Consider the following 11635-nt stretch of genomic DNA (forward strand, 5'->3'; position numbering starts at 1 on the left):
ATGCGCGTCCCGATCTCGACGAATATCGAGGGCGTCGCCGGGATCTATCACCGCGTCCAGACGACACCGGGCAAACCCGAATACGAGCGCGCGGCTGCTGATGACCGCTCTCGAGGCCGACGTGAACGTTGCCAGGCAGCCGGGCTGGGCCGGTATTAGCCCGTCCGCGTTTCCGGGCCCGCTTCTTCGAAGCGGACTTTATAGCAGCTCAACTTGCGCATTCCAGTTTCACCACAACCTGCACTCGGTCATTAGCCAAGAAGCAGACCTTCGGTGCTGCGCGCCGCCCCATCAGAGAGCCGGCGCCTTGTCGAATTTAACCTTTTTTTACCTGCACATCGCTCGCGACATTAGTATAGCTCTGGGCTGAGAACCTCGAGCCGGTGTATCGTTATGAACCATCAAAGCAACGACGGGCATGGCGGACACATTCGCCGTGAAGTCCTTCAGGTTGCCGGTGCCGCTGCAGCCGTGGGCCTTCTCGGAGCAACTACTGCCTCCGCGCAGACTGGGCGACTGGGCGGACGTGACGATGGTCCACTCGGCGCGCGCCTGCAAGGCGTGCAGCATTTCGGCGTCACGGTCCAGAACATGGACCGGGCTTTCGCCTTCTACACCGAGGTACTCGGCGGCACCGAGGTCATGCGTGATGGCGATTTCAAGGGGGAGCCGGTCCATTTCACGCTGATGGCCGATCAAGAGATCGTTGCCCGCGAGCGCCGCGTCGATCCTCGCACCATCGGCGTCCCGGACCTGAAGGGTGGCTCCCAGCGGCTCGATGTCCGCTTCGTCCAGTTCGAGAACGTCGTCATCGAACTCCTGCAGTATCGCGACGCCACGCAGCCGATGGGCGGCGGCGACAGCTGGGCCGAGCCGCGCGACCACATGAGCCCGGCCTACCCGCGCTCGATGCACATCTGCTTCTACGTCCGCGATGACGTGAACTTCGACAAGTACATCGCTGATCTCGAGGCCGAGTGCGCCCGCCGCGGCATGACGCAGGTCAGGGCGAACCGCACCGTACCCGTGCACTCCGAGGAGCAGCGCCGCGCGGCGCCGAGGGATACCAATACGATCAAGATCCACGAGGGTCCGTCGAACGGCTGGTCGATCATCTACTGCAAGGGGCCCGAGGGCGAGCAGCTCGAATTCGTCCAAGTGCTCGGTCCCGTAAAAAAGACGTTTGCTGACGCCGCCGAGGCGCGCCGGGCGGCGACGAACCGGGGCTGAGGTGAGGTGGCCGAAGAGGGGAGACGAGAGCCTGATTTCGGCGCTTCGGCCGTGCGGAACGGCCATCGCGCCAGTTTGGATCGACGAGGAAGGGATACCCGATGAGTCCTCCCAGGCCACATGAGGTCGATCAAAGGGCGGTCGATCAGCACGCTCCGGAGGCATCCGGTTCGCTTTCCCTCTCGCTCACGGTCAACGGCGAACGGCGGCGTCTCGATCTCGACAGCCGCGTGACGCTGCTCGACGCCCTGCGCGAGCACCTGCACCTCACGGGCACCAAGAAGGGGTGCGACCACGGCCATTGCGGTGCCTGCACGGTGCTGGTGAATGGGATTCGCATCAACGCATGCCTCAGCCTCGCGGCCATGCACGACGGGGACGCGGTGACGACGATCGAGGGATTGGGCCGGCCGGACCGGCTTCATCCCATGCAGGCGGCGTTCATCGCGCACGACGCCTTCCAGTGCGGCTACTGCACGCCGGGCCAGATCTGCTCCGCGGTGGCTGTCCTCGCCGAGATCAGGGCGGGCGTGCCGAGCTACGCCACCGGCGACCTCATGGCACCGATGACGCTGGACAATGGCGAACTGCGCGAGCGCATGAGCGGCAACATCTGCCGATGCGGCGCCTACTCCAACATCGCCGATGCCGTGGCGGACGTCGCGGGGAGGCCCTGATGCGGCCCTTCAGCTACGAGCGCGTCGCGAGCGCCGAAGCGGCCGTGGCGGCCGTCGCCGCCCGGCCAGGCGCTCGGTTCATCGCGGGCGGTACGAACCTGCTCGACCTGATGAAGTTCCAGATCGAGGCGCCGGCCCATCTCGTCGACATCCGGCATTTGCCCCTGAAGGCCATCGAGGATCTGCCGGACGGCGGTCTGCGCATCGGTGCGCTCGCCACCAACACCGAGGTTGCCGCCCACCCGCGCGTGAAGCGCGATTACGGCGTCCTCGCGCGGGCGATCGTGGCCGGCGCCACGGGGCAGCTGCGCAACAAGGCGACGACCGCCGGCAACCTGCTGCAGCGCAATCGCTGCCCGTACTTCTACGAGACGTCCCTGCCGTGCAACAAGCGCCAGCCGGGCTCGGGCTGCTCGGCCCTCGGGGGCGTCACCCGCTCGCTCGCCGTCGTGGGCACGAGCCCGCATTGCATCGCTCAGAACCCGGGCGACATGGCCGTGGCGCTGCGTGTCCTCGACGCAACCGTCGAGACCGTCAGGCCCGACGGGTCGCAGCGCCGGATCGCGATCGGCGATTTTCATCTGCTGCCGGGCGACCGGCCGGAGATCGAGCACCCGCTCGAACCGGGCGAGCTCGTCACCGCCGTGACGCTCCCGCGACCGCCGGGCGGGACGCACCACTATCACAAGGTCCGCGACCGGGCCTCCTACGCCTTCGCGATCGTGTCAGTCGCAGTCGTCCTGCACAAGGACGGGACGGGGCGGGTCGCATTCGGCGGCGTCGCACCGCGACCGTGGCGGGTGGAGGATGCGGAGGCGCTCCTGCCGGGTGGACCGGCAGCCGTCGTCACGGCGGCCTTCCAGGGCGCGACGCCCACGGCCGGGAACGCCTTCAAGATCCCGCTCGCCGAGCGCGCGCTCGCACTGGTGCTGAGCGAAGGGAGGGTGTGACATGCGGTTCGACACGCCTGCCGGGCAGAACTCCATCGACGGTCAGACCATCGTCGGGCAGCCCCATCGGCGCGTCGACGGCGCCCTGAAGGTCACCGGGACGGCGCCTTACGCCTACGAGCGGCACGATGCGGCGACCGATCCTGCCTATGGCTGGATCGTCGGCGCCACGATCGCCCGCGGTCGGGTGACGCGGATCGACGCCGCGGCCGCACGAAGGGCTTCGGGCGTCCTCGCGATCCTGACGACGCTCGAGCACGACTCCGCCCCGCCGGGGTTCCGGACGACCCTCCACCTGTTCGGCGGTGCCGAGGTACGCCACTATCATCAAGCCGTCGCGCTCGTCGTGGCAGAGACCTTCGAGGAGGCGCGCGCGGCCGCCCACCTCGTCCGCGTCGACTACGAAGCCGAGCCGGCGCGCTGCGATTTGGCGGCGGAGGCTGGCAAGGCCGAGCCGATCGCGGATCGCGACAATCCGGACTACCCCGTGGTCGATCGGATCGGGGCGTTCGAGGAAGCGCTCGCCGCCGCTCCCGTGATCCTGGACGAGATCTACACCACCCCCGACCAGACTCATGCGATGATGGAGCCGCACGCCACCACGGCCGCGTGGCGCGACGGCAAGCTGACGATCTGGACTTCGGCGCAGGTCGTTTCCTGGCACCGCAACAGCCTCGCGCAGGCGCTTGGCATCGCGAAGGAGGATCTGCGGCTGGACGCGCCGTTCATCGGCGGCGGGTTCGGATCGAAGCTCATAATGCGGAGCGACGCGCTCCTCTCGGCCCTCGGCGCCAGAGCCGTCGGACGCCCGTGCAAGGTCGCGCTGCAGCGTCCGCTGATCGCGAATAACGGCACGCGCCGCGCCGGCACGATCCAGCGCATCCGTCTCGGTGCGACTCATGACGGGCGGCTCACAGCGATCGGCCACCACAGCCTCAACGGAAATCTGTCCGGCGCCTACGCGGAGGCGGCGATCGCGCCGACACGGCTCATCTACGCGGCCCCGAACCGCGAGCTGTCCATGAGGCTCGCGACCCTCGATCTCGCCGAGGGCAACGACATGCGGGCTCCGGGTGAGGCCCCGGGCCTGATGGCGCTCGAGATCGCGATGGACGAGATGGCCGAGAAGCTAGGCATCGATCCCGTCGCCTTCCGGATTCGGAACGACACGCAGGTCGATCCGCGCAAGCCGCACCGGCAGTTCTCGGAGCGGCACCTGATCGAGTGCCTCCAACTCGGCGCGGACCGCTTCGGCTGGGCGCGCCGCAACCCGGTGCCCGGCGCTGTGGGCGATGGGTGCTGGCTCGTCGGCATGGGCATGGCGGCGGGCTTTCGCCAGAACCTCCTGATGCCGTCCGGTGCCCGCGTCCGGCTCGAGCAGGATGGCCGGCTGTCGGTCGAGACCGACATGACCGATATCGGGACCGGCAGCTACACCATCCTCGCCCAGACGGCTGCCGAGATGATGGGTGTGCCGATCGAGGCCGTGACGGTGCGGCTCGGCGACTCGGACTACCCCGAAGCCGCCGGGTCCGGCGGACAGTTCGGCGCGAACAACGCCACGTCCGGGCTCTACGCCGCTTGCGTGGCGCTGCGGGCGAGCGTCGCGGCGCGGCTCGGCTTCAATGCCGAGGATGTGGCGTTCGCGGACGGGAGGGTCACGGCTGGCAGTCGGAGCGTACCTCTCCGCGACGCCGTTGAGACCGGACCACTGACCGCCGAGGACCGGATCACCTACGGCGACCTCGACAAGGAGTTCGTCCAGGCCACCTTCGGGGCGCAGTTCGCCGAAGTCGCCGTGAACCGGTTCACCGGGGAGATGCGCGTCCGCCGCATGCTCGCGGTCATCGATGCCGGCCGGGTGCTCAATCCGCTCACGGCGCGAAGCCAGGTGATCGGCGCCATGACGATGGGGGTAGGGTCGGCGCTCATGGAGGCGCTCGTCGTCGACACGCGCCACGGCTTCTTCATCAACCACGACCTCGGCGGCTACGAGGTGCCGGTCCATGCCGACATCCCGCACCTCGACGTCGTCTTCCTCGACCATCCGGACCCGGTCTCGTCCCCGATGAAGGCCAAGGGCATCGGCGAGATCGGCTTGTGCGGGGCGGCCGCGGCGGTGGCGAACGCCGTCTACAACGCCACCGGCATCCGCGTCCGCGACTATCCCATCACCCTCGACAAGCTGCTCGACCGGCTGCCGCGCGCGGCCTGATTCTTCACCTGCGGAGAGAGAGATGGCCTATCATCCCGTTCCCGTGACGCATGTCGGCCTGACCGTCACCGACATCCGCGCAGCGACCGAGTGGTACACCAAGGCCTTCAGCTGCCGGCACATCATCGGGCCCCTGCACGTCAGGCACGACGGCTCGCATATCGGCGAGGTGTTCAAGGGGATCTTCGGTGATCGGTTCGAGGAGGGATACGTGTCCCACCTCGCCACCGCGAACGGGGTGGGGATCGAACTCTTCGAGTTCGTCACACCGAAGTCGGAAGCCGTCGACGACAACTTCCGCTACTGGAAGACCGGCGTGTTCCACTTCTGCTTGGTCGACCCCGACGTCGAGGGCCTCGCGCGGCGGATCGCCGAGATGGGCGGCAAGCAGCGCTCGAAGGTCTGGACACTGTTCGAGGGAGAGCCGTTCAAGGCGGTCTACTGCGAGGATCCCTGGGGCAACCTGATCGAGATCTACTCGCACTCGACGGAGCTCATGTACGCCAACCGGAGCGCGACGGCCGCCCGGGCGGAGTGAGAGGCGAGACTTGCAAACGCAGCGGTCGGATTCCCAATGCCGGGCAACGCGCGCGTCTGCAACCTGTGAGGCAAGGAGAGATCCCGCACATGCCGACGACCGCAGATCGTGATCTGTTTTCTCCAACGAAGATCGGTGCCATCGACGTCGCCAACCGCGTCGCCATGGCACCGCTCACGCGCTCGCGTGCCGGCATGGACGGCGTCCATTCGGATCTCGCCGTCGCGTACTATCGGCAGCGCGCATCGGCCGGCCTCATCATCACCGAGGCGACCAACATCTCACGGCAGGGCCGGGGCTATGCCTTCACGCCGGGCATCTACACGGAGGTGCAGGCCGAGGCATGGTCGCGTGTGACCTCGGCCGTGCACGAGGCAGGCGGCCGGATCGTCTGCCAGCTCTGGCATGTCGGGCGCATGTCGCATGTCAGCCTCCAGGAGAATGGCGAGGCGCCCGTGTCGGCTTCGGCCATCCAGGCCGGTGAGCTCGTCTTCCTCGAGAGCCGCACGCAGGCACCTCCATCCATGCCGCGCGCGCTCCGAACTGACGAGATTCCCGATCTGATCGGCGACTATCGGCGCGCCGCGTTCCTCGCCATGCAGGCGGGCTTCGACGGGATCGAGGTGCATTCCGCGAACTGCTACCTGCTCGATCAATTCATCCGCGACAGCACGAACCGGAGGACAGATCGCTACGGCGGCTCGGTCGAGAACCGCACGCGGCTTGCCGTTGAGGTCGTAGAGGCGGTCGCGGAGGTGTGGGGTGCCGACCGCGTCGGCCTGAGGCTCTCGCCGATGACGCGGGCTGTCGGTGATACCCCGCTCGACAGCGACCCGCAGGCAACCTACGGCTATCTCGCTCGGAGGCTTGGGGAGCTGGGACTGGCCTATCTCCACTGCGTCGAGGGGCAGACGCGCGGGCCGAACGGGTCGTCCGCGTTCGACTACAAGGCGCTGCACGCCGCTTTCGGTGGGGCCTACATCGCCAATAACGGCTACGACCGGCAGCTCGCCATCGAGGCGATCGCCTCCGGCTACGCCGACATGATCGCCTTCGGTCGCTCCTTCATCGGGAATCCCGATTTGGTCGAGCGGCTGCGCCGCAACGCCCCTCTCGCGGAGGCCGATCAGGCGACGTTCTATGGCGGGGGAGCCGAGGGTTATACCGATTATCCGACCTTGGACGTTTCAGGGAACGCATAAAGGAGAGAGCCTGTTGAGCGCCGATCCGCTGCCCTCGCCGCACATCGGCTCATGGGCGGCGGCGTCAGGCCAGGGAGACCGGCCGGCCCGCATCGCTGCCAAGTCCCCCCCGACCAGCACGGCGCGCCCGCGCAGCCCTGAGATCGGGCGTGTTGAGCCCTTCGTCGAAGCCGCCGAGGACGGCGGCGAGGGCTGCCGGGCCACCATACCGGTCATCCAGCGCGGCGAGGCTCGTCGCGGCCCGTAGGCGCCATATCGCCGCTCCCTGGCTGCCGGCCAGATCGATCGCTTGCAGGAAGTGCCGCGCCGCGTCCGCCTCGCCGGCGACGCCGGTGGAGGCGAGGAGGATCTCGCCCTTGATGCGCAGCAGTTCCGGCTGGCACCAGAGTTCGCCGCCGTGCTCGGAGGCGGCGAGCGCGTCGTCGATGCGAGCGAGCGCGTCCGGAAGGTGGCCATGCGCCGCGAGGCCGGACGCCAGCGAGCCGAGATAGGCCGGACGCCGCATCCGGAAGCCGATCTCCCCCATCTCGACGAGGGCATCCTCGAGGCGGTGCAGCCCGCCCGCATCGCCCCGGCTGAGGCTCACGATCGCTTCGAGGCAATCGGCGATGACCTGCCAGATGCGCATGGCGTGACGCGCGACGTGGTCCCCGAGGCGGGCGAGGCCGCGCTCGGCTTCGTCGAGATCGCCGCCATGGAGCGCAATCGGGATCACCGTGTGCGCCAAGGCATTCGTAAGGGCGAAGGCCTGGCCGTTGGCTTCGGCCTCGACGAGCGCGCGCCGCGCCGCCGCGACGGCGTGATCCGGCCGTCCCTGGAGCCACAGGACGTTCGCGAGGGTGCCGCGTGCCGCGATCAAGCCGTGATCCTCCAGCCGCCGGCCGGGACTGTCACGGCGGGCCGCACGGGCCAGCAGGCGCTCCGCTGCCTCGCGAGCCTCGTCGAGACGGCCGAGATAGCGGAGCGCGGTGGCGGCGGGCCTGTCGACGGCCGCGCCGGCCGCGCGATCGCCGCTGGCGGCCGCCAGCGTCCTGATGCGCTCCGTCAGGGCGAACGAGGCGCCGTGGTCCCCAACCCAGGTCTGGAAGTCGCACAAGCCCCAGAGCGCCCGCAACTGGCCATCGCGGTCGGACAGCCGTTCGGCGCGGGCGAGCGCCCCGCTCCACAACTCCGCAATCCGCGCCGTCGGACCCTCGACCTGCAGCAGGGCCGCAGCGAGCGACGCCCGCAGCGTGATCTCGTACCGGTCTTCCGGACCGTCGGCGGGGGCGGCCGACGCGAGCGCCCACTCGCTCGCCTCGATCCGTTCCTGGAGCAGCGCGAGCGTGTCCCACACCACGAGCGCCTCGGCTGCCAGCGTTCGACCGAGGACGGGATCGCGCCGGTCGGTTAGGCACCAGTCGAGTGCGGCGCGGACGTTTTGGACGAGCGCGACCAACTCCTCGCGCGGGTCGGATGCCGCCTTCGCGCTCCTGCGCGCCGAGACGTCGCGACATTGCGCGACACAAAACTCCGCGTGCCGCCGACGGACCGCATCATCCTCGCCACTCTCGGCGAGGCGCTGCAATCCGTAGGCCCGCGTCGTGTCGAGAAGCTGGTACCGGGCCGACCACCCAGGAATAGCGACAATCAGCGACTTGGCGACGAGATCGGCCAAGTGGCCGATGCACGCATGCTCGGCCTCCCCAGCAGAACGGCCGATCGCGAGCGCGGCGTCGAGCGGGAAGACGCCGTGAAAGACGGACAGCCGTCGAAACAGGGTCTGCTCTCCCTGCGACAGCAGTCCGTAGCTCCAGTCCAAGGTCGCGGTCAGGCCACGGTGCCGGGGATGACCTGCCCGTCGGCCGTCGTCCAGAAGGTCCAGGCGCTCGTTCAGCAGACGGAGGAGGCCGCGAAGTCCAAACGCCCCGACCCGCGTCGCGGCAAGTTCCAGCGCCAGCGGCAACCCGTCGAGGCGGCGACAGATCTCGACGACGGCCCACGCATCGTCGTCCTCGAGGCTGAAGTCTGGAGCAGCGGCCGAGGCGCGCGCGACGAACAGCGCCACGGCCGGGAAAGTCAGAACATCCTTCGCGTTGAGCGTCCCGAACGCTGTCGGAGCCGGCAGGGGTTGGAGGCGATGCACGGTCTCGTGCGCCATCCGGAGCGGCTCCCGGCTCGTGGCCAATACGTGAGTTCCGGGCGCGGCGGTCGCGAGCATGGTGGCCAGCCGGGCCGCCTGATCGAGGGCGTTCTCACAACAATCGAGGACGAGCAGGCACTGCCGATCCGCCAGGGCAGTCGCCAGTGCAGCCTGTGGATCGTCTGCATGGATTGCGATGCGCATTTCCTGAGCGAACGCGCTCGCGAGATAGCGGTCGCTGTCGATGACGCACAGATCGACCATCCAGACCCCGTCCGGGAACTGCCCGACGAGAGCGTGCCCCACCGTCACGGCCAGGCTGGTTTTGCCGACGCCGCCGAGACCCGTGATCGTGACCAGCGGTCGCTGCAGCACCTTCGTCGCGATCACCGCGAGATCCTCGGATCGGCCGAGCAGGTCCGTCGGTTTCGGAAGGTTATGGCGCCGCGCTGCTGCCGAAATCGGCCAGGACATGACGTCGACGGGCGCGACGAAGCGGTACCCTTGTCCGCTCACCGTCGCGATGAAGCGCTTCTCCGGTTCCGCTCCTTCGAGTGCGCGCCGGATCGCCGCGATGTTGACCTTCAAATTGGACTCATCAACCGTCGTTCGCGGCCATGCGCGCTTGTGGAGATCCGCCTTGCTTACGACCTGACCTGCGCGTTCGACGAGCGCGGTCAGAATTTCCAAAGGTCGTCCCCCGAGCCTTACGACTTTTTCGGCTCGCCAAAGCCGCTGCTCGGACGGGCTCAATACGAAATCGTCGAAGATGTAGCGAACGGCTCTGCCTTCCCGCGTATCCATGCAGCTGTCGCTATCGCACTCCCGTTCGATCCCGGAGAGATGGCCTTGCTACGCTGTCGGTTGCAGCACCGCTAGCATGTCGTGGAGGCCTCAGCCATTCGTCCGGTCTGCTCATGCGGAAGCGTCGGGGTGGATGCCTCCGGCAATGGTCTTGCAAAATCTTCACTCCGGCTGATCGATGCCGGCAGGTGGCATCCACATCGACGTATCAGGAAAGAGCTTTCGGCGATCAGGTTGACTGGCTTGGATCGCCAGGAGCCCGTCCGATTTCCCAGCGAATGAGTTCAGAAGCGGCCGTTCCGCTTACGGCCAAGTCCAGCCCCACTGGTCTGTACCTCGGATGACCAGGGTGGGTGGTTTCCTGTCCTTCCGCTTTCGGGTGCAGAGAATAAAAGAGCGGACGTACGGGGTCGAGCAAAAGCTGGCCGTAAACAGGTCGTCCGCTTCGAGGCTTGGGAAAAGTGAGAGCGGACATTCGGCTCCATTTAGGAGAAGCAAGGCAAATGACCCAAATATTTTGATGATAAGGCCTAGTATCATCTAGAGCGTTTCGATTTAATCTGAATTATATCCCATAGCAGCGAAGAAATTGGCGCATTCATCGGGCGTGATGGTGTCGATGAGCCAGCCGATGGCGACCCATAGTCCTTCGACCGTGCGCTCAGCCGCCTTGCGCAGGAACGCCTTGAGCTTGGAGAAGGCCATCTCGATCGGGTTGAAGTCCGGCAGTAGGGCGGCAGGAACAGCAGCCGTACGCCCGCCGCTTCGATCGCTTCGCGGCCGGCCGGCCTCTTGTGGCTGCCGAGGTTGTCCATGACGACGACGTCTCCGAGGGCGAGTTCGGGCACGAGCACACGCGCGACGTAAGTCTGGAAGGCGTCGCGGTTGATCGGTCCGTCCAGCACGAACGGCGCGGCGATCCCGGACAGGCGCAGGCCCGCGACGAAGGTCGTGGTCTTCCAATGGTCGTGCGGCACCGGAGAGCGCAGCCGCTCGCCGCGCGGGCAGCGTCCGCGGGTTCCCGCCATGTTGGTTGAGGTCGAGGTCTCGTCGAGGAACACGACGCGGGTGGGGTCGAGGTCGGGCTGGCCCTCGAACCCACGCCTCGCGGGCCGCCTTCACGTCCAGGCTGTCCTGCCCCGCGGCGTGGGCTGTCATTTTTGTAGGTCAAGCCGCGCGCATCGAGGAAGGCCCACAGAGTGCCGAGCCCGACCGTGAGGTCGCGCTCGTCCTTCAGGCGAGCGCGCATCTCCTCCAGGGTGATGTCGGTCCTCTCGGGGATCAGACCTCGCAGGTAGGCCTCGTGCGGGTCGAGCTTGGAGCGGCGCGCCCGCCCCGGGGACGGGGAGCCACCGTCCCGGTCGTCGTCAGTGCAGCCATCCAGCGGATCGCCGTGGCCACGCCGACCCCGAAGCGCGGCCGCCTGTCGACGCTACGTCGTCCCGGCCGCGTCGACGATGCGTTCGCCGAGGTCCTGGCTGGAGGGTCGGCCCATGTCTCGCTCCTTGTCTGGAGCTCGTCATGAATCAGCGTCACACCGCCGCGTGAACCCCACACACCCGATGCAGCTCAGACTGAATCGCCCCGGGATTTTCGGAGGCTCCAACTCTTGAGAGACTGGAGCCATGACGAAGCATACCCCACCCTTTTCCCCTGAGGTTCGCGAGCGGGCAGTCCGGCTGGCCCGGGAGCATGAGAGCGAGCACGGTTCGCAATGGGCCGCGATCCAGTCGATCGCGGCCAAAATCGGTTGCTCTGGCGAAACGCTGCGCAAGTGGGTCCGTCAGGCCGAGCGCGACCGGGGCGTGCGGGCCGGACCGACGACGGATGAGCGCGAGCGGATCAAGGCGCTGGAGCGGGAGAACCGCGAGCTCCGGCAGGCCAACGAGATCCTCAG

Annotated in this window: 9 protein-coding genes and 1 pseudogene; 8 read left to right on the plus strand and 2 right to left on the minus strand. The window is 67.7% G+C overall.

Annotated features, from left to right (window positions below; all coding sequences use genetic code 11):
- The 7 genes from H288_RS36145 (at position 1) to H288_RS0129255 (ending at position 6812) form a co-directional block, all read left to right on the plus strand.
- Positions 1-159 (plus strand): M55 family metallopeptidase, encoded by a 159-nt coding sequence (locus H288_RS36145; protein WP_234080784.1) that lies wholly within the window; start codon positions 1-3, stop codon positions 157-159.
- Positions 160-393: 234 nt separating this feature from the next.
- Positions 394-1230: a VOC family protein gene (locus H288_RS33055; RefSeq protein WP_051123801.1), complete on the plus strand. Its 837-nt coding sequence runs from the start codon at positions 394-396 to the stop codon at positions 1228-1230.
- 101 nt (positions 1231-1331) lie between these two features.
- Positions 1332-1907, plus strand: a complete 576-nt coding sequence (paoA, locus tag H288_RS33060; RefSeq protein WP_043713390.1) for an aldehyde dehydrogenase iron-sulfur subunit PaoA — start codon at positions 1332-1334, stop codon at positions 1905-1907.
- Complete coding sequence (locus tag H288_RS0129240; RefSeq protein ID WP_020096131.1) at positions 1907-2857, plus strand: xanthine dehydrogenase family protein subunit M; 951 nt, start codon at positions 1907-1909, stop codon at positions 2855-2857. The genes paoA and H288_RS0129240 overlap by 1 nt, the downstream gene beginning before the upstream one ends.
- Before the next feature lies 1 nt (position 2858).
- Positions 2859-5072 carry an aldehyde oxidoreductase molybdenum-binding subunit PaoC gene (gene paoC, locus H288_RS0129245; RefSeq protein ID WP_020096132.1) on the plus strand — a complete coding sequence of 738 codons (2214 nt, stop codon included), beginning with the start codon at positions 2859-2861 and terminating at the stop codon, positions 5070-5072.
- 22 nt (positions 5073-5094) lie between these two features.
- Positions 5095-5610 carry a VOC family protein gene (locus tag H288_RS0129250; protein WP_020096133.1) on the plus strand — a complete coding sequence of 172 codons (516 nt, stop codon included), beginning with the start codon at positions 5095-5097 and terminating at the stop codon, positions 5608-5610.
- Positions 5611-5699: 89 nt separating this feature from the next.
- Positions 5700-6812, plus strand: coding sequence for an alkene reductase (locus H288_RS0129255; protein ID WP_020096134.1), 1113 nt, complete (start codon positions 5700-5702; stop codon positions 6810-6812).
- A gap of 64 nt (positions 6813-6876) precedes the next feature.
- Here H288_RS0129255 and H288_RS33065 read toward each other — a convergent pair whose 3' ends face one another.
- The gene (locus H288_RS33065; protein WP_081636574.1) at positions 6877-9738 is read right to left on the minus strand and encodes a winged helix-turn-helix domain-containing protein; all 2862 of its coding nucleotides are present in this window, start codon (positions 9736-9738) and stop codon (positions 6877-6879) included.
- Between the two features lie 555 nt (positions 9739-10293).
- Positions 10294-11233: pseudogene (locus H288_RS34405) on the minus strand (IS630 family transposase).
- Positions 11234-11363: 130 nt separating this feature from the next.
- On the opposite strand from H288_RS34405, the gene H288_RS33075 reads away from it, so the two are divergent.
- Positions 11364-11635, plus strand: a 272-nt coding sequence (locus H288_RS33075; RefSeq protein ID WP_043713398.1) for a transposase, incomplete at its 3' end; no start/stop codon positions are given.

The sequence above is a fragment of the Methylobacterium sp. 285MFTsu5.1 genome (genome assembly GCF_000383455.1).
Taxonomy (GTDB): domain Bacteria; phylum Pseudomonadota; class Alphaproteobacteria; order Rhizobiales; family Beijerinckiaceae; genus Methylobacterium.

Coding starts and splice junctions, on each gene's coding strand:
- paoA (WP_043713390.1), top strand. CDS start 1,332: ATGAGTCCTCCCAGGCCACATGAGGTCGATCAAAGGGCGGTCGATCAG.
- paoC (WP_020096132.1), top strand. CDS start 2,859: ATGCGGTTCGACACGCCTGCCGGGCAGAACTCCATCGACGGTCAGACC.
- H288_RS0129250 (WP_020096133.1), top strand. CDS start 5,095: ATGGCCTATCATCCCGTTCCCGTGACGCATGTCGGCCTGACCGTCACC.
- H288_RS0129255 (WP_020096134.1), top strand. CDS start 5,700: ATGCCGACGACCGCAGATCGTGATCTGTTTTCTCCAACGAAGATCGGT.
- H288_RS0129240 (WP_020096131.1), top strand. CDS start 1,907: ATGCGGCCCTTCAGCTACGAGCGCGTCGCGAGCGCCGAAGCGGCCGTG.
- H288_RS36145 (WP_234080784.1), top strand. CDS start 1: ATGCGCGTCCCGATCTCGACGAATATCGAGGGCGTCGCCGGGATCTAT.
- H288_RS33055 (WP_051123801.1), top strand. CDS start 394: ATGAACCATCAAAGCAACGACGGGCATGGCGGACACATTCGCCGTGAA.
- H288_RS33065 (WP_081636574.1), bottom strand. CDS start 9,738: ATGGATACGCGGGAAGGCAGAGCCGTTCGCTACATCTTCGACGATTTC.